This is a genomic window from Mesobacillus subterraneus (genome assembly GCF_003937825.1).
Taxonomy (GTDB): domain Bacteria; phylum Bacillota; class Bacilli; order Bacillales; family Cytobacillaceae; genus Mesobacillus; species Mesobacillus subterraneus.
This window is the reverse complement of the sequence record NZ_RSFW01000009.1, coordinates 95368-114165: the sequence shown is the minus strand read 5'-3', so window position 1 is coordinate 114165 and position 18798 is coordinate 95368. Positions and strand designations below refer to the sequence as shown.

Below are 18798 nucleotides of genomic sequence, written 5' to 3'. Positions count from 1 at the left end.
AAAGCGCAGTCTATTTTTTAAAAATTTAAATGAATTATATTTTCTACTTAGGAAGGCGATATTTTCAGGAATCTGGAGGTATATAGTTTTTCTAATAGATAGGAGGATGGGAAATGAATGTCCATGAGTATCAAGGAAAAGAAATCCTCAGAAAATATGGGGTAAAAGTACCGAGTGGAAAGGTTGCTTTTACAGTTGATGAAGCTGTTGAAGCAGCTCAAGAGCTTGGCTCGTCGGTAGTTGTCGTAAAAGCTCAAATCCATGCTGGCGGAAGGGGTAAAGCTGGCGGTGTCAAGGTAGCGAAAAACCTTGAAGAAGTACGTACATATGCAACTGAGATCCTCGGCAAGACTCTGATCACTCATCAGACTGGCCCTGAAGGCAAGGAAGTAAAACGCCTGCTGATCGAGGAAGGCTGCGACATCAAGAAGGAGTATTACATCGGCCTTGTGCTTGATCGTGCAACTTCACGCGTTGTCTTAATGGCTTCTGAAGAAGGCGGAACAGAAATCGAAGAGGTTGCGGAAGCAACTCCGGAGAAAATCTTCAAAGAAGAAATCGACCCTGTATTAGGCCTTATGCCATACCAGGCTCGCCGCATTGCTTTCAACATCAATATCCCGAAGGAACTGGTCAACCAGGCTGTCAAGTTCATGATGGGCTTGTACACTGCCTATATCGAAAAGGATTGCTCAATCGCTGAAATCAACCCGCTAGTTGTTACTGGTGACGGCCAGGTTATGGCGCTTGATGCTAAATTGAATTTCGATGCAAATGCTCTATATCGCCAAAAGGATATCCTTGAGTACCGTGACCTGGAGGAAGAAGATCCAAAGGAAATCGAAGCATCGAAGTATGACTTGAGCTATATTTCCCTTGATGGAAACATCGGCTGCATGGTTAACGGTGCTGGTCTTGCGATGGCTACGATGGACATCGTTAAGCACTATGGCGGAGACCCTGCGAACTTCCTTGATGTTGGGGGCGGCGCAACTGCTGAGAAAGTTACGGAAGCATTCAAAATCATCCTTTCAGATCCAAATGTTAAGGGTATCTTTGTTAATATCTTCGGAGGCATCATGAAGTGTGACGTCATCGCTACGGGTGTTGTAGAAGCTGCTAAGCAGGTCGGACTTGAAGTTCCGCTTGTAGTACGCCTGGAAGGTACTAACGTTGATCTTGGAAAACAGATTCTTAACGAGTCTGGCTTGAACATCATCGCTGCTGAATCAATGGCAGACGGCGCTGAAAAAATCGTTTCATTAGTTAAGTAGGATCGAAAGGAGAGAATTTGACGTGAGCGTATTCATTAATAAAGATACAAAGGTCATTGTTCAAGGGATTACGGGTTCTACAGCCCTTTTCCATACAAAACAAATGCTTGAATATGGTACAAAAATTGTTGGAGGAACATCTCCAGGCAAGGGCGGTACAGAAGTTGAAGGCGTTCCTGTATTCAACACAGTGAAAGAAGCCGTGGATGCTACAGGTGCAAACGCGTCTGTTATTTATGTTCCAGCTCCATTCGCTGCTGATGCGATTGTCGAAGCTGTCGATGCTGAGCTTGATTTGGCAATCTGTATCACTGAGCATATCCCGGTATTGGATATGGTTAAGGTTAAGCGCTACATGGAAGGCAAGAAAACTCGCCTTGTCGGTCCTAACTGCCCTGGTGTCATCACTCCTGAAGAGTGCAAGATCGGCATCATGCCCGGCTACATTCACACGAAAGGCCATGTAGGCGTAGTTTCCCGCTCAGGTACTCTGACTTACGAGGCTGTTCATCAATTGACACAAGCTGGAATCGGCCAGTCCACCGCAGTGGGAATCGGCGGAGACCCAGTCAATGGCACAAACTTCATCGATGTACTAAAAGCATTCAATGAAGATCCAGAAACATACGCAGTCATCATGATCGGTGAAATCGGCGGAACAGCTGAAGAAGAAGCAGCTGAGTGGGTGAAGGCGAACATGACAAAACCTGTCGTCGGTTTCATCGGCGGCAGAACGGCACCTCCAGGAAAGCGCATGGGCCACGCTGGTGCAATCATTTCTGGCGGAAAGGGTACAGCAGACGAAAAGATCCGCGTCATGAACGAGTGCGGCATCCAGGTTGCTGAGACTCCATCCGTAATGGGCGAAACACTGATCAAAGTCTTGAAAGAACAAGATCTATACGATAAGTGCAAAACTCATTAATATCCTTAAGAAAACAGTCCCTCTCTTTGGAGGGGCTGTTTATTAATCTTATAAATATTACCCTTGGGGGGATTTGGATGGACCATATAAGAAAAAAACTGATCCAGCTAGTCCACAGCAAGCAATCCAGCTGGAAAACAATCTATCATTCGCTTAAAGCAGAAACACTTCCGAACCATTCCTCTTATAACAATCAAGACCACACTACAAGCAGCCAGCCTTTCATATCCGCTGAAAAACTCCTTGCTGAATATGCCTCACAAAAAATTAGCCTGATTACTATATTTGATAATGAATATCCAGATTTGCTTAAGACAATTTACCAGCCACCATGGCTCCTTTTCGCAAAAGGCGATACATCTCTATTGAAATGGCAGCGCAGCTTGGCCGTTGTCGGTTCAAGGGAGGCGACAGAATACGGAAGGAATACCATTGACTACCTATTTCCTGAGCTGATCAAAAACCAGACGCTGATTGTCAGCGGACTGGCAAAGGGGATCGATGCTCATGCCCATAAAACTGCGATTAAGCTTGGCGGCAAAACAATTGGCGTAATTGCAGGTGGATTTGACCGTTTTTATCCGAAGGAAAATGCCTTGCTGGCTGAATACATGATGGAACACCATCTTGTTCTATCAGAGTATCCACCTGCATCTCCCCCGGAGAAATGGCAGTTCCCGATGAGAAACAGGATTATCAGCGGCCTATCCAGGGGTACACTTGTAATTGAAGCAAAGAAAAAAAGCGGATCATTGATCACAGCAGATTTTGCATTGAATGAGGGTCGTGAAGTATTGGCTGTGCCTGGCAGCATCTTGACGCCGTATGCAGATGGAGTCCATCATCTGATCCAGCAGGGAGCAAAGCTGATAAAAAGTCCTGAGGATATTTTGGAGGAACTCCGCTCGTAATGTGGAATTATAATGAGACAACTGTATATAATTCATAAAAAAACACCCTTTTTATCACATGATTTTTATATTTATACGAAAATTTGCTACAAAAAGGTTGAAATAATTTTCATTCTGTTATACATTTTGCATCAGGTATTTTAAATTGCCGAAAACGTTTACTTGAGGAACAATTTGACAATATAAATATTTGTAGATAATAATAATGATAATTTTTCACCTCTAAGGAGGACATTTGGATGTCGGATTTTTTAGTCATCGTTGAGTCGCCTGCAAAGGCTAAGACGATTGAGCGTTACCTGGGAAAAAAATATAAGGTTAAAGCCTCGATGGGCCATTTGCGGGACCTGCCAAAGAGCCAGATGGGCATAGATATAGAAAACAATTTTGACCCCAAGTACATCACAATCAGGGGTAAAGGTCCTGTGCTGAAGGAATTAAAGACAGCAGCCAAGAAAGCAAAAAAAATCTATCTCGCGGCTGACCCCGACAGAGAAGGGGAAGCAATTGCCTGGCATCTCGCCCATAGCCTTGATGTCGATGTTAATTCTGATTGCAGGGTAGTGTTTAATGAAATTACCAAGGATGCCATTAAGGAATCCTTTAAGCATCCTCGTGCAATCAATATGGATCTCGTGGATGCCCAGCAGGCACGCCGGGTTTTAGACAGGCTTGTTGGTTACAATATCAGTCCGCTGCTTTGGAAGAAGGTCAAAAAAGGATTAAGCGCCGGACGGGTTCAGTCTGTTGCTTTAAGGATGATCATTGACAGGGAAAAGGAAATTAATGCGTTTGAGCCAGAGGAATATTGGACAATTGGTGCCGAATTCCTTAAAGGAAAAAGTGCATTTGAAGCTTCTTTTTATGGAATTGGCAGTGAAAAAGGAGAATTGAAGTCTGAAGAGGATGTCAACAGCGTCCTTAAAAAGCTGAAGGGGAATAAATTCACCGTTGCATCCGTGACAAAAAAGGAACGGAAACGCAACCCCGCACCGCCATTCATTACCTCTTCACTCCAACAGGAAGCTGCTCGCAAGCTGAACTTCAGGGCAAAGAAAACGATGATGCTCGCACAGCAGCTCTATGAAGGAATCGACCTTGGCAAAGAAGGTACTGTCGGTTTGATCACATATATGAGAACAGACTCGACAAGGATTTCAGAAACTGCCCAGGGTGAAGCAAAACAGTTCATCACGAGTGAATATGGTGAACAATTCATTCCTTCAGAAGCTAGGAAGGACAAGAAACAGTCAAATGCCCAGGATGCTCACGAAGCGATCAGGCCAACGAGTACCATGAAAGTTCCTGAAAAATTGAAGGAATTTCTTTCAAGGGACCAATATAGGCTCTATAAGCTGATATGGGAACGTTTCATTGCCAGCCAGATGGCACCGGCGATTATGGATACGATGAGCGTTGACCTGAAAAATGGGGACGTTACTTTCCGTGCGACTGGGTCAAAGGTCAAATTCCCTGGGTTCATGAAAGTGTACGTTGAAGGCACTGATGACCAGGTTGATGAGAAAGACAAATTCCTTCCTGATTTGAAGGAAGGCGACGAGGTCACTAAAAAAGAAATCGAACCTAAGCAGCACTTTACACAGCCTCCTCCGAGATATACTGAAGCAAGACTTGTCAGGACGCTTGAGGAGCTGGGTATAGGCCGTCCATCGACATATGCTCCGACTCTGGACACCATCCAGAAGAGGGGGTATGTATCATTAGATAACAAACGTTTTGTACCAACGGAACTCGGAGAAGTCATCCATGAGTTAATGGTAGAATTCTTCCCTGATATCCTCGACCTTGATTTTACCGCCAAGATGGAACATGATCTTGATAGTGTCGAAGAAGGCAAAGTAAACTGGGTAAAAGTTATTGATGATTTTTATCGGAATTTCGAAAAACATCTTACAATTGCGGAAAAGGAAATGCAGGAAATTGAAATCAAGGATGAACCTGCAGGTGAAGATTGTGAACAGTGTGGTGCCCCGATGGTATTCAAGATGGGCAGATATGGCAAGTTCATGGCCTGCAGCAATTTCCCGGATTGCCGCAACACAAAAGCGATTGTCAAGGACATTGGTGTCAAATGCCCTAAATGTGAGGAAGGCAACATTATCGAACGGAAGAGCAAGAAACGCCGCATTTTTTACGGCTGTGACCGCTTCCCTGAGTGCGACTTCCTGTCATGGGACAAACCGCTTGCCCGCAAATGCCCTAAATGCGACAAGATGCTGGTTGAAAAGAAACTCAAAAAAGGCGTTCAGGTCCAATGTACAGAATGCGACTACAAAGAAGAACCGCAAAGCTAGAGTGAGCCATTGGCTCACTCTTTCTGTTTGCTTCATTAGTAATCACAATAAGGCAGCTGCTTAATAGTCATTCTAAAAATGATGATCTTTTGCCGCACTTCTCATCTTTTTTGAAACTTTTTTCTTTCTTTTTCGTAAAGGAAAGTGCAAAATGATACAAGTATCAGGGTAAAGTAAGGTAGAATAGATCTTTGTCCAGAAATGGCTTTAATTACATATATGTAGGCTCTGTTAAAGACAATTTTTGATATTCACCTGTTGATTGTAGTGGAAGGCGCTTAGACTCCTCCGAAAATGCTGACGCCTTTCCATCGTGCGTGGGCAGGTTCGAGGAAGCAAATTTCCTGCGGGATCAGCTGGACAGGTGAGACCCCGCAGACGCCAACGGCGGCGAGGAGGCTCACCGCCAGCCCGCGGAAAGCGAAGCGCCTGGAACGGAAATCAACAGCCAAATTAACAGAGCTTAATTGTTAAAAAGCAATGAAGTTGACCAGAATGGCTTATATAATAGAAGATTTATGTAAATGCAAATGGTATAATAGAGCTTTTGGAATAGGCTGTGGCTTTATATTGAATACTTGAGCGAACACACCTGATCACAATAGACAATCATATTAGTTACTGGAGGAAATAAAAATGACAGAAGCAATTGTAAATGTCGTTGGTGCCGGATTGGCGGGAAGTGAAGCTGCATGGCAGCTTGCTGAGCGAGGCATTAAGGTCAGACTTTATGAAATGAGGCCGGTCAAGCAAACACCTGCTCACCATACAGATAAATTTGCGGAGCTTGTATGCAGCAACTCATTGCGTGCAAACACGTTAACGAATGCGGTAGGAGTATTGAAGGAAGAGATGCGCAAGCTGAACTCTGTCATCATCGGCGCTGCTGATGCTTGCGCAGTGCCGGCAGGCGGTGCGCTGGCAGTAGACCGCCATGAATTCGCTGCACATGTCACTAAATCTGTAAAAGAACATCCCAACGTCACCGTAATTAATGAAGAAATCACTGAAATACCAGAAGGACCTACCATTATTGCGACCGGACCATTGACCAGTCCAGCCTTGTCTCAGCAATTAAAAGAGCTTACGGGCGAGGAATATTTATATTTCTATGACGCTGCAGCACCAATCATCGAAAAAGACAGCATCGACATGAATAAGGTTTACCTTAAGTCCAGATATGATAAAGGGGAAGCGGCATACCTTAACTGTCCGATGACAGAGGAAGAATTCGACCGTTTTTATGAAGCGCTGATTGCAGCTGAAACTGTCCCGCTTAAGGAATTCGAAAAAGAAATTTTCTTTGAAGGATGCATGCCTATTGAAGTCATGGCACAAAGAGGAAGAAAGACGATGCTGTTCGGCCCTATGAAGCCGGTTGGCCTTGAAGATCCGAAGACAGGGAAGCGACCATTTGCAGTCGTGCAGCTGCGCCAGGATGATGCTGCAGGAACTCTTTACAATATTGTTGGCTTCCAGACGCATCTAAAATGGGGACCGCAGAAAGAAGTGCTCCGACTGATCCCCGGTCTGGAAAACGCTGAGATTGTCCGCTATGGTGTCATGCACCGCAATACGTTCATCAATTCTCCGAAAGTATTGAAGGCGACGTATCAGTTCAGGAACAGGGAAGACCTTTTCTTTGCAGGACAGATGACAGGTGTTGAAGGGTATGTGGAATCTGCAGCAAGCGGATTGGTTGCCGGTATCAATGCGGCACGTCTGGTTGCTGGAGAAGAGCCGGTTGACTTCCCTCATGAAACGGCAATGGGAAGCATGGCACGATATATCACGACGACAAGCGCGAAAAACTTCCAGCCGATGAACGCGAACTTTGGACTTTTCCCAGAGCTGCCTGAAAAGATCAAGGGCAAGCAAGAACGCAACGAGAAGCATGCTTCCAGAGCATTGGGAACAATTCAGAAATTTGTGAAAAATTTGTAATTTCTATTGCGAGGGCTATATAAATATGATACTATTTAGTAGCCCTTGTGAGGTGATAAGATGGAACAAAATGTGAACAATTCTTTAAAGTTATTTATAGAATATTTACAAATTGAGAAAAATTACTCACAATATACAATTGAACATTATCAACATGATATTAGGGAATTTTTTTTGTTCATGTCTGAACAAGGATTGGATCATTTAGATGATGTTGAATACTCTGATACAAGGATTTACCTTACAAATTTGTTCGAGCAGCAGTTATCACGGAAATCGGTAGCCCGTAAGATTTCTTGCATGCGCAGTTTCTACAAGTTCCTGCTTCGAGAAAGAATCGTAGAGGATAATCCTTTTTCCCTTGTGTCGATTCCAAAACTGGAAAAGCGGTTGCCTGATTTTTTTTATGAAGAAGAACTCGCACAGCTATTCCAGGCCTGCGAAACGGAAACTGCCTTAGGAAAAAGGAATAAAGCACTTTTGGAGCTGCTTTATGCTACAGGGATTCGTGTTGGTGAATGCTGCAAAATTCACATGAGGGACATAGATTTTTCTTTGTCCACTGTTTTAGTTCATGGTAAAAGGAAAAAAGAAAGGTATGTGCCTTTCGGCAGTTTTGCCCATGACGCACTTGAGGACTACATAAAGAATGGAAGACCTGAATTGCTGAAAGATAAGGACGACCACGGCCAACTGTTCATCAATTTCAGGGGCGGACCGCTGACCGACAGGGGAATCAGGGACGTGCTGAATAAATTGATCGATCAATCTGCGTTGACCGGGAAAATCCATCCCCATAAATTGCGCCACTCATTTGCCACCCATATGATGAGCAATGGAGCAGATATGAGGACGGTCCAGGAGCTGCTCGGCCATGCGTTTTTGTCTTCGACGCAAGTGTACACTCATGTAACGAAAGAGCATTTACGCAATATCTATATGTCACATCACCCGAGGGCATAAGCCAGAAGGAGGACGAAAATATGTCAGAATTCCACGCTACAACGATATTTGCTGTTCAGCATAAAGGCCAATGCGCTATGTCAGGAGATGGTCAGGTAACCTTTGGGAATGCTGTAGTGATGAAACATACAGCCAAAAAGGTCCGCAAGTTGTTTAATGGTAAAGTGATAGCAGGATTCGCAGGTTCCGTAGCGGATGCGTTCACCTTATTCGAAATGTTTGAAGGGAAACTCGAGGAGTTCAACGGTAATCTTCAGAGGGCGGCTGTCGAACTGGCGAAACAGTGGCGAAGTGACAAAGTCCTTAGAAGGCTTGAAGCCATGCTGATTGTCATGAATGACCAGGATATGCTGCTGATTTCTGGTACCGGAGAAGTCATCGAGCCTGATGACGGTATTTTGGCGATCGGTTCAGGCGGGAATTATGCTCTGTCTGCCGGCCGGGCGTTAAAGCAATATGCTGGTGAACATCTAACCGCAAAGGAAATCGCAAAATCATCTTTGGAAATTGCTGCTGACATTTGTGTCTACACAAACCACAATATCATTGTGGAAGAACTGTAACGGAAAAGGAGTGGTGGGTGTGAAACAAACGACAAGTTTAACTCCAAGGCAAATCGTGGAACGGCTGGATCAATATATTGTCGGCCAGAAAGATGCTAAAAAAGCTGTTGCAGTAGCTCTAAGAAACAGATACCGCAGGGGCTTGCTCGCTGAAAACATCAGAGATGAAGTCATTCCAAAAAATATTTTGATGATTGGTCCAACAGGGGTAGGTAAAACTGAAATTGCAAGAAGGATGGCAAAGCTTGTTGGTGCTCCGTTTGTAAAGGTCGAAGCAACCAAGTTCACTGAAGTCGGATATGTAGGCAGGGATGTAGAGTCAATGGTCAGGGATCTGGTTGAAACATCAATCAGACTCGTCAAAGAAGAGAAAATGCAGCGTGTTAAAGAACCTGCAGAAGAAAACGCGAATCGTCGTCTTGTCGAGTTGCTTGTTCCTTCGGCAAAGAAATCGGTGAATTATAAAAATCCATTGGAAATGCTTTTTGGCGGAGGACAGCAGCCTGAACAAGAGAATACACAGGCTGAAGATCTGGGTTTATATGAAAAACGCAAGATTATTAAGCAAAAGCTGGATCTTGGCGAACTTGAAGATGAAATGGTAACGGTAGAAGTCGAAGAGCAGGTTCCGTCCATGTTTGACATGCTCCAGGGCTCAGGGATGGAACAAATGGGTATGAATATGCAGGACGCTTTAGGCGGCCTTATGCCAAAAAAACGGAAGAAACGCAAGCTGCCTGTCCGTGAGGCAAGAAAAGTGCTGATCAATGAAGAGGCTCAAAAGCTGATTGATATGGATGAAGTAACACAGGAGGCTACTGCACGTGCTGAACAGGCAGGCATTATCTTCATCGATGAAATCGATAAGATTGCCAGCAAGAATACCGGCAGTTCCAGTGCGGATGTCTCGCGCGAGGGCGTGCAAAGGGATATCCTTCCCGTAGTTGAAGGTTCAACCGTCAATACAAAATATGGCCCAGTGAAAACCGACCATATTCTATTTATCGCTGCAGGAGCTTTCCATATGGCAAAGCCGTCTGATTTGATACCTGAATTGCAAGGGCGTTTCCCAATCCGCGTAGAGCTGACGAAACTGACTGTCGAAGACTTTTACAGAATCCTTGTTGAGCCTGATAACGCACTTACGAAGCAATATCAAGCTTTATTGGAAACAGAAGGTATACAAATTGAATTTTCTGACGATGCTATTCGTAAGATAGCTGAAGTTGCTTATGAAGTGAACCAGAATACCGACAATATCGGAGCCAGAAGGCTGCAGACAATCCTGGAGAAGCTTCTTGAGGATCTCAGCTACGAAGCGCCGGATATTAACTTGGAGAAGGTTGCGATCACTCCGCAATATGTAGAGGAAAAGCTGGGTGCGATATCAAGAAATAAGGACCTGAGCCAGTTCATATTATAAGGTTTATCGTTTTAACACATACGCAATAGGGTAGACAAATAAAGGCTGCCTATTGTGCTTGAGTAAAGAAACAAGGCCAATTGATTGAAATAAAATGTATGTTTTGTTGAAGCAAATAGGAGGAAGAAATAATGGACTTACTATCAAAAACTAGAAAAATTAATGCCCTGCTCCAAAAAGCTGCCGGCAAACCGGTAAACTTTAAAGAAATGTCAGAAACCCTAAGCGAAGTAATCGAAGCCAACATTTTTGTTGTCAGCCGTCGTGGTAAACTGCTGGGCTTCGCTATCAACCAGCAAATCGAGAATGAGCGCATGGTAAAAATGCTGGAGGACCGCCAGTTCCCTGAAGAGTATACAAAGAATCTCTTCAACATCCAGGAGACGTCTTCAAACCTTGATGTTAACAGTGAGTATACAGCATTCCCTGTAGAAAACAGAGACTTGTTCAAGAATGGCCTCACAACAATCGTGCCGATCATCGGTGGCGGTGAGCGGCTTGGAACATTGATCCTGGCTCGCCTCGAAGAGCAATTCCATGATGATGACCTGATTCTTGCTGAATACGGTGCAACAGTTGTAGGGATGGAAATCCTTCGTGAAAAGGCTGAAGAAATTGAAGACGAAGCACGCAGCAAAGCGGTTGTCCAAATGGCAATCAGTTCTCTGTCATACAGTGAACTGGAAGCAATTGAACATATTTTTGAAGAACTAAACGGCAAGGAAGGCCTGCTTGTAGCGTCAAAAATCGCTGACAGAGTCGGCATCACACGTTCTGTGATCGTAAACGCGCTTCGCAAGCTCGAGAGTGCAGGCGTAATCGAATCCCGTTCCCTTGGTATGAAAGGAACATATATCAAAGTATTGAATGACAAGTTCTTGTTTGAACTTGAAAAGCTGAAAAGCAACTAAATAAATGAAAAACCGCTGGATTTGATTCCAGCGGTTTTTTTATTGTTAAGAATCTTAATGATCTCAACTCCACAAAAATAAGATTGTAAGCATAGAAAAAAGTTATGAAGAAATAACAAAACCCAGTGATTTAACAATTTAGTAATGTTACAAATTCATTTCTCTAATTTTACATGGGTGCTTTGAGATGGACGCTTGAGGAGAAATGAATAATGACAAGACTGGAAATTATTAACTTTAATAATAGGCCATATAACCTTGTTGGAAGTTATTACTACGATAAAAACCATGACCTTTTAACTAGTTTTCTATAAATGGTTTACATTAATATGGCTTTTTTTAATAAAAATATAAAATTTAGTAAAGTTATAGGTCTTTTGAACTGTTTTAAAAAATAGGCACTATGCACGACAAAAATTAACCGAAAGTACATAGACAGATTATTTCAGATTCTTTACAATTAGGACTATAATGACGAAATTCAGCAAGGAATTACAAAATTCAGCAAAATAATCCAGTGTGGCAATTGAGAGAGGTGCAAAGATTGAAGTTGTTTTCTAATACAGTATCAACTCTCGAACATGCGTTGAACTATTCTTCTGCCAAACAAAAGGTCATATCGCAGAATATCGCAAATGTTGATACCCCCAATTACAAAGCAAAGGATGTTTCATTTAAAGCAGTATTCGAGCAGGCGATGGGGCAGTCCTTTCAAGCAAATAGATCCGATGCCCGGCACTATGATTTCAGCAGCAGGATGGGCCGTTCATCTGGAACGATCACAAAGCAAAATGTGAATTACAACGAAAATGGAAACAGTGTCGATTTGGATAAAGAAATGGCCGACCTCGCAGCCAATCAAATTTATTACAATGCACTGACCGAGAGAATTAATGGCAAGTTCAATTCGCTTCAATCAGTCATACGAGGAGGAAAGTAATCGTGACAATCTTTCATAGCATGAATACAACTGCATCTGCTCTGACCGCACAGCGGCTGAGAATGGATGTGATTTCCTCCAATATGGCGAATGTTGATTCTACCCGCGGAGTGAATGGAGAGCCATACCGAAGGAAAATGGTTGTCCTCGAACCAAAGGAAGGAAGCTTTTCTTCATTTTTGAATAAGGCAATGGGGAGAACAGAGAATGCAGGTGCAGGAAACGGAGTAAAAGTCAGCAGAATCATTGAGGATAGGGAAAATCCCCTGAAAATGGTTTATGATCCTGAACATCCGGATGCAAATGCTGAAGGGTATGTGGCTTATCCTAATGTTGATCCATTGAGGGAAATGGTTGATCTAATAAGTGCCACTCGATCCTATGAAGCGAATGTGACGGTATTCAACGCTTCCAAGAGCATGATGATGAAAGCACTTGAAATCGGAAAGTAAGGAGAGCGAACTAAATGAACCCGACTGGGATTAATTCTGTCAGTCAAATGGTCAAGCCATTTGATGCAAAAGTGTCTACTCCCACACCTACACCATACGAAGCGCAAAAGAGTTTTTCGTCCGTACTTAAGAAATCAATTGAAAATTTAAATGAAGCCCAGCTTCAGTCGGATGTTATGACCAATAAATTGGCGCGCGGCGAGAATGTGGATCTCCATCAGGTAATGATCACGAGCCAAAAGGCCAGCATTACACTACAGGCCACGCTCGAGGTTAGGAACAAAGTGATAGAGGCATACCAGGAAATGATGAGGATGCAAGTTTAATAGAAATTGGCTAAAAACTATGATTTTATCGGTTATTAGCTGTATAAAAAGAAGAGACTTAATAACCGGGGGATTGAAATGAAAGAAACCGTTCAAAAGTATATACATACAATGAAGGATTTCTGGCAAGGGCGCACCAGAAAGCAGAAAATTGGTCTTGGTGCGTCTCTTTTCTTTGTATTGGCGGTTGCTGTCCTTACAGCCTTCTTCGCTACCAGGACCTCCCTGGTTCCTCTCTACAGCAATCTTTCTCCAGCTGAGACAGGAAATATTAAAGAAAGCCTTGATGCCAGAGGTGTTAAATCAGAGATTGCAGATGGGGGCAAGGCCATTCTTGTTCCTGAGGAGTCGGTAGACCGCTTGAAAGTGGAACTGGCAGCGGAAGGAATCCCGAAATCAGGAAGCATTGACTATTCGTTTTTCAGCCAGAACGCTGGGATGGGCATGACGGACAATGAATTCAATGTTCTGAAGCTTGAAGCAATGCAATCAGAGCTGGCGGACTTGATGAAAGGGATTGACGGTGTAAATGACGCCAAGGTCATGATCAACCTTCCTGAAAAGGGTATCTTCGTGAATGATAGTTCTGAACAGGCATCAGCATCTATCGTGCTTAACACGAGTCCAGGGTACCAGTTCAAGGAAGAGCAGATCACTGCACTTTACCATCTCGTTGCAAAAAGTGTTCCAAATCTTCCTACAGACAATATCGTCATGATGAATCAGTTCTTTGAGTATTTTGATTTAAAAAATGAAAAAAATTCCAGCGGCGCTACTTTTGCATCGCAGCACCAGATCAAACAGCAGATTGAGAGAGATGTACAGCGCCAGGTTCAAAATATGCTTGGGACTCTAATGGGTCATGATAAGGTCGTAGTTTCAGTTACTGCCGATGTAGACTTTACCCAGGAAAACAGAGAAGAAAACCTCGTTGAACCAGTTGATAAAGAAAATATGGAAGGAATAGCGATCAGCGCTCAGAGAATTACAGAAACCTTCACAGGTAATGCTGATCAAGCTGGCGGTGTGCCTGAAGGGGGAAACCCGGGAGAAACGACTGGGGCCCAATACCTTGAAGGCACAACCGGCAACGGAGATTACGAAAAAGTAGAAGAAACGATCAATAATGAGGTCAGCCGGATCCGCAAGGAAATCACGGAAAGCCCCTATAAGGTCAGGGATTTAGGAATCCAGGTAATGGTTGAACCGCCAACTCCTGATGATCCAAATTCTTTGCCGCAGGAAAGGGTTGAGGACATTACACGTATCCTCGGAACGATTGTCCGCACAACAATTGACAAACAGGCACTTGGAACAGAACTTACGGATGAAGTGATCGAGGATAAAGTCGTCGTTTCCGTTCAGCCGTTCAATGGAAAAGTTACTTTTGAAAATACTGTAGTCGAAAAACTTCCATGGTGGGTATATCTGATTGGCGGCCTTCTGCTGGCAGGAATTGTGATTCTCTTGTTCCTGTTTATGCGTTCGAGAAAAGACCAGGCAGAAGAAGAGTATGTTATGGAAGAAAAGTATGAACCGATTCGTGTTCCGGATGTAAATAAAGAATTTGAAACAGAAGGCACAATGAAAAAGAAACAACTGGAAAAAATGGCTAAGGAAAAGCCAGAGGATTTTGCAAAATTATTGCGGACATGGATTTCCGAGGAGTAGGAGGAGGATTTATGGCAAGAAAAGACCAGAAAGAACTTACTGGAAAGCAAAAGGCAGCAATCCTCCTGATCTCACTTGGGCCCGATGTCTCAGCTTCGGTCTACAAGCACTTAAGTGAAGAGGAAATAGAGAAATTGACGCTCGAAATATCCGGAGTGAAGAAAGTGGATTCTATGGCAAAGGAAGAAATCCTTGAAGAATTCCACAATATCGCGCTGGCCCAGGATTATATTACGCAAGGCGGGATTGGCTATGCAAAGACAGTCCTTGAAAAAGCCCTGGGATCAGATCAGGCAGCTGTCATCATTAACAGGCTGACATCTTCACTTCAGGTAAGGCCATTTGATTTTGCACGAAAAGCGGATGCTGGGCAAATTCTTAATTTCATCCAAAATGAGCATCCACAAACGATTGCACTTATTCTTTCGTACTTAGATTCTGCGCAAGCAGGACAAATTCTATCTGAGTTGCCCCAGGAGGTCCAGGCAGATATAGCAAGAAGGATTGCAGTAATGGACAGCACGTCTCCTGAGATCATCAATGAGGTTGAGCAAATTCTTGAAAGGAAACTATCAGCCACCGTAACTCAGGATTATACACAAACAGGCGGTATCGAGGCAGTTGTTGATGTCTTGAATGGGGTGGATCGGGCGACCGAAAGAACCATACTGGATGCCCTCGAGATCCAGGATCCTGAACTTGCGGAAGAGATTAAAAAGAGGATGTTTGTCTTTGAAGACATCGTCACACTCGATAACCGTGCGATTCAGCGCGTCATCCGTGACTGCGAAAACGAAGACCTCATGCTTGCTCTTAAAGTATCAAGTGATGAAGTTAAAGAAATTGTCTTTAAGAACATGTCTAAACGTATGGTAGAGACCTTCCAGGATGAAATGGAGTTCATGGGACCAGTAAGGCTTCGTGATGTAGAAGAAGCGCAATCAAGGATTGTAGCTATCATAAGACGCCTGGAAGAAGCCGGTGAGATTGTCATCGCCCGTGGCGGAGGAGATGATATTATTGTCTAGGCTGATTAAGTCACAGCACAGCAATACAGTCGCTGCTGATAAGAAGGTCATTTCCATTAGGCTCCTGGAATCTTCGGTACAAAATGAAGGACAACCTGTTTTTACACAAACGGAAGAGGAAAGAACCAGAATTTTGAGCCAGGCAGCAAAAGAAGCAGAGGGGATATTATCAAAAGCTTCAGAAGAAGCTGAATACGCACGGCGGCTCATTTTCCAGGAAAAGGAAGAATGGGAGCGGCAGAAAGCCTTATTAGCAGAAGAGGCGAAACAGATTGGGTTTGATCAGGGATACCAGGAGGGCAAAAGCAGGGGGTACGAGGAATATCGGGAATTACTACGCTTTGCTCAGGAAACGGTAGATGTTTCGAAACGGGATTATCAAAACCATATCGAAGCCTCCGAGAAAGTCATCCTGGATCTGGGAGTGAAAATCGCTGAAAAAATCCTTGGTGACAAGGTAACGGCAGACGAAGGGTTCTTTTCACTTGTGAAAAGAGCGTTGAAGAACGCGAGGGACTATAAGGACATTCAATTGCATGTCCATCCAGGGCATTATCAATTCTTGTTATCCCAAAAAGAGGAATTGATTGCGATTTTTCCAAAAGAAATCGATTTTTATATCTATCCGGATGATGATTTGCCCGAAACGGCATGTCTCATCGAATCTGAAAATGGCAGGATTGACGCGACTGTGGACAGCCAATTGGAAGAAATCAAACAAAAGCTGTTTGAAATGTTGGAGAGTGAATAAGAATGAAGGCCGAGGAATTGTTAGGGCATGTTGACTATATAGACAGCTTCAAGCGTTATGGACGCGTAAAGAGAGTGGTAGGCTTGATGATCGAGTCACAGGGGCCTGAAAGTTCAATTGGCGATGTGTGCTTCATTCATGTTGGTACTAAGAAAAAACGAAAAATACAAGCAGAGGTAGTGGGTTTCAAAGATGAGAACGTCATTTTGATGCCATACACCTCCCTACACGATATCTCACCTGGGAGTCTCGTAGAAACTACAATGAAGCCTCTTGAAATCAAGGCTGGTCCCGGACTGATCGGAAAAGTGGTAGATTCGCTGGGAGTTCCTTTGGACAAGTCCAGCCTTCCGAAAGGGTTAGCTTCGGTACCAACCGAGCAGGATCCTCCAAATCCATTGAGCCGTCCGCCGATCTCTGAACCTATTGAAGTCGGCGTCAGGATGATTGACAGTCTTTTGACTGTTGGCAATGGCCAGCGTGTCGGGATTTTTGCGGGCAGTGGTGTTGGAAAAAGCACCTTGCTTGGAATGATAGCAAGGAACACTACCGCGGACTTGAATGTCATTGGCTTGATCGGCGAACGAGGACGAGAGGTAAGGGAATTTATTGAGAGAGATTTGGGACCTGAAGGATTGAAACGATCGATTGTTGTTGTTGCAACTTCTGACCAGCCTGCACTCATGAGAATAAAAGGTGCGTACACTGCAACGGCTATCGCTGAGTATTTTCGAGATAAAGGCCTGAATGTGATGCTGATGATGGATTCGGTAACACGTGTAGCAATGGCACAACGTGAGGTTGGCCTTGCGGTGGGTGAACCGCCTACGACAAAAGGCTACACACCTTCTGTCTTTGCGATTCTATCAAGGCTTCTTGAAAGAACAGGCACGAATGAGTTTGGCTCCATTACTGGGTTCTATACAGTGCTTGTCGATGGAGACGATATGAATGAACCGATTGCTGACACTGTCAGAGGGATACTGGATGGGCATTTCGTTTTGGACAGGGCGCTGGCAAACAAAGGCCAGTATCCTGCAGTCAATGTATTGAAAAGCATAAGCCGTATCATGAACAATATCGTCAGTGAGGATCAGGTAAAGGCAGCCGAAAGATTGAGGGAATTATTAAGTACATATATGAATTCCGAGGATTTGATCAATATCGGAGCATATAAAAAAGGCTCTTCAGCTGAAATCGATGAAGCAATCATGAGATACCCGCAAATCCTGAACTTTCTGAAACAAGGTACCAGTGAGAAAGTATCCATGAATCAAAGTGTTCAAGAACTTCTGCAATTAGTTAGGAAAGGCTGATGGTTCACATGCGTTATCAATTTAAATTTGATAAAATCCTGTCTCTTAAAGAAAGAGAGAAGGATGAAGTTCAGGTTATCTACCAAGATTCAGTCAAGAAGTTTGAAGATGCAGCTGACAGGCTTTATCACCTTCTGAAGAAAAAAGAAGATATTGAAACCTTTCAATTGGACCGCTTGCTCAATGGGTTGCCGGTTCAGGAAATAAGACACCATCAACAATTTATCGGCAATCTGGAAAAATCGATTGCACACTACCAAAAGGTAGTGATGAATGCCAGGAATATCATGAACTATCAACAATTGCAACTCACGGAAAAGAATATGGAAGTTAAAAAATATGAAAAAATCAAAGAGAAAGACCATCTTCAATTTCTTGCTGATGAAAAGTATGAAGAAAGCAGGATGATGGATGAAATCTCGATTCAGCAATACATGAACCGGGAAATTAGGTGATTCAATGGGACAGAATTTAGAAGAAAAGGAAAGTAAGCAAGCAAGCAGGTTCCAATGGTTTTTAGGCGTAGTGGTCATCCCAGTTCTATTTGCAGTTGTCATGGCATTAATTGTGCTTTCGTTTGCAGGAATCAATATCTTTGAAAGTGCCAAAAGCATTGGCGCGAAAATGCCTTTTCTATCTTCAATTGTTAAAGAAGAGAACAAGCCTTCCATAGTAGAGATAGAAAATGAGGTGATCAGCCTCAAAGCAGAAATAAAAGACAGGGAAGCAAAAATGGACCAACTCCAGTCGAAGATTGAGAGCAAGGATACCCAGCTTAAACGAATGGAACTTGAAAAAGCACAGCTCCAAGCCCAAATAGAGGAACTGACAGCGATACAGGAAGAAAACAAACGAGCCTTCAGGGAGATAGTCAAAACATATGAAACAATGTCTGCCAAAAGCGCGGCTCCTATCATTACAAAAATGGAAACAGCTGAAGCAATCAAGATTCTGACCAATATCAAACCTGAAACACTAGCAGCTATTATGGAAAAGATGCCAGCAGAAGAAGCGGCGAAGTATACAGAATTACTGACGAATGAATCGAGCAGCAACTAATAGCACTTAAAATTTGAAAGGGGGTG

The 18798-nt window shown here is 43.5% G+C and carries 18 protein-coding genes; all 18 read left to right on the top strand.

Going from position 1 to position 18798, the window contains the following annotated elements:
• The first annotated feature begins 113 nt into the window (after positions 1 to 113).
• Positions 114 to 1274 (top strand): ADP-forming succinate--CoA ligase subunit beta, encoded by a 1161-nt coding sequence (sucC, locus tag EJA10_RS06125; RefSeq protein WP_125479132.1) that lies wholly within the window; start codon positions 114 to 116, stop codon positions 1272 to 1274.
• A 22-nt stretch (positions 1275 to 1296) separates the two neighbouring features.
• A complete protein-coding gene (gene sucD, locus EJA10_RS06120; RefSeq protein ID WP_125479131.1) occupies positions 1297 to 2199 on the top strand; it encodes a succinate--CoA ligase subunit alpha in 903 nt (300 codons plus the stop codon).
• A gap of 77 nt (positions 2200 to 2276) precedes the next feature.
• Entirely contained in the window at positions 2277 to 3110 is an 834-nt protein-coding gene (gene dprA, locus EJA10_RS06115; RefSeq protein ID WP_125479130.1) for a DNA-processing protein DprA, read from the top strand.
• Between the two features lie 239 nt (positions 3111 to 3349).
• The gene (gene topA, locus EJA10_RS06110; RefSeq protein ID WP_125479129.1) at positions 3350 to 5425 is read left to right on the top strand and encodes a type I DNA topoisomerase; all 2076 of its coding nucleotides are present in this window, start codon (positions 3350 to 3352) and stop codon (positions 5423 to 5425) included.
• Positions 5426 to 6061: 636 nt separating this feature from the next.
• Positions 6062 to 7369: an FADH(2)-oxidizing methylenetetrahydrofolate--tRNA-(uracil(54)-C(5))-methyltransferase TrmFO gene (gene trmFO, locus EJA10_RS06105; RefSeq protein WP_125479128.1), complete on the top strand. Its 1308-nt coding sequence runs from the start codon at positions 6062 to 6064 to the stop codon at positions 7367 to 7369.
• Between the two features lie 60 nt (positions 7370 to 7429).
• Positions 7430 to 8332 carry a tyrosine recombinase XerC gene (xerC, locus tag EJA10_RS06100; protein ID WP_125479127.1) on the top strand — a complete coding sequence of 301 codons (903 nt, stop codon included), beginning with the start codon at positions 7430 to 7432 and terminating at the stop codon, positions 8330 to 8332.
• A gap of 20 nt (positions 8333 to 8352) precedes the next feature.
• A complete protein-coding gene (gene hslV, locus EJA10_RS06095) occupies positions 8353 to 8895 on the top strand; it encodes an ATP-dependent protease subunit HslV (protein WP_125479126.1) in 543 nt (180 codons plus the stop codon).
• A gap of 19 nt (positions 8896 to 8914) precedes the next feature.
• Positions 8915 to 10318, top strand: coding sequence for an ATP-dependent protease ATPase subunit HslU (gene hslU, locus EJA10_RS06090; protein WP_125479125.1), 1404 nt, complete (start codon positions 8915 to 8917; stop codon positions 10316 to 10318).
• A 131-nt stretch (positions 10319 to 10449) separates the two neighbouring features.
• Positions 10450 to 11229 carry a GTP-sensing pleiotropic transcriptional regulator CodY gene (gene codY / locus EJA10_RS06085; RefSeq protein WP_125479124.1) on the top strand — a complete coding sequence of 260 codons (780 nt, stop codon included), beginning with the start codon at positions 10450 to 10452 and terminating at the stop codon, positions 11227 to 11229.
• A 544-nt stretch (positions 11230 to 11773) separates the two neighbouring features.
• The gene (gene flgB, locus EJA10_RS06080) at positions 11774 to 12169 is read left to right on the top strand and encodes a flagellar basal body rod protein FlgB (protein ID WP_125479123.1); all 396 of its coding nucleotides are present in this window, start codon (positions 11774 to 11776) and stop codon (positions 12167 to 12169) included.
• Positions 12170 to 12171: 2 nt separating this feature from the next.
• Positions 12172 to 12621: a flagellar basal body rod protein FlgC gene (flgC, locus tag EJA10_RS06075; RefSeq protein WP_125479122.1), complete on the top strand. Its 450-nt coding sequence runs from the start codon at positions 12172 to 12174 to the stop codon at positions 12619 to 12621.
• A gap of 47 nt (positions 12622 to 12668) precedes the next feature.
• Positions 12669 to 12947 carry a flagellar hook-basal body complex protein FliE gene (gene fliE, locus EJA10_RS06070; RefSeq protein ID WP_484177330.1) on the top strand — a complete coding sequence of 93 codons (279 nt, stop codon included), beginning with the start codon at positions 12669 to 12671 and terminating at the stop codon, positions 12945 to 12947.
• 78 nt (positions 12948 to 13025) lie between these two features.
• Positions 13026 to 14618 (top strand): flagellar basal-body MS-ring/collar protein FliF, encoded by a 1593-nt coding sequence (fliF, locus tag EJA10_RS06065; protein ID WP_125479121.1) that lies wholly within the window; start codon positions 13026 to 13028, stop codon positions 14616 to 14618.
• 11 nt (positions 14619 to 14629) lie between these two features.
• Positions 14630 to 15646: a flagellar motor switch protein FliG gene (gene fliG / locus EJA10_RS06060; protein WP_125479120.1), complete on the top strand. Its 1017-nt coding sequence runs from the start codon at positions 14630 to 14632 to the stop codon at positions 15644 to 15646.
• Positions 15630 to 16397: a flagellar assembly protein FliH gene (gene fliH / locus EJA10_RS06055; protein WP_125479119.1), complete on the top strand. Its 768-nt coding sequence runs from the start codon at positions 15630 to 15632 to the stop codon at positions 16395 to 16397. The genes fliG and fliH overlap by 17 nt, the downstream gene beginning before the upstream one ends.
• A gap of 2 nt (positions 16398 to 16399) precedes the next feature.
• The gene (gene fliI, locus EJA10_RS06050; protein ID WP_125479118.1) at positions 16400 to 17713 is read left to right on the top strand and encodes a flagellar protein export ATPase FliI; all 1314 of its coding nucleotides are present in this window, start codon (positions 16400 to 16402) and stop codon (positions 17711 to 17713) included.
• A gap of 8 nt (positions 17714 to 17721) precedes the next feature.
• On the top strand, positions 17722 to 18168 hold the full coding sequence (fliJ, locus tag EJA10_RS06045; RefSeq protein ID WP_125479117.1) for a flagellar export protein FliJ: 447 nt from the start codon (positions 17722 to 17724) through the stop codon (positions 18166 to 18168).
• A gap of 4 nt (positions 18169 to 18172) precedes the next feature.
• Positions 18173 to 18772 carry a MotE family protein gene (locus EJA10_RS06040; RefSeq protein WP_125479116.1) on the top strand — a complete coding sequence of 200 codons (600 nt, stop codon included), beginning with the start codon at positions 18173 to 18175 and terminating at the stop codon, positions 18770 to 18772.
• Positions 18773 to 18798: the final 26 nt, after the last annotated feature.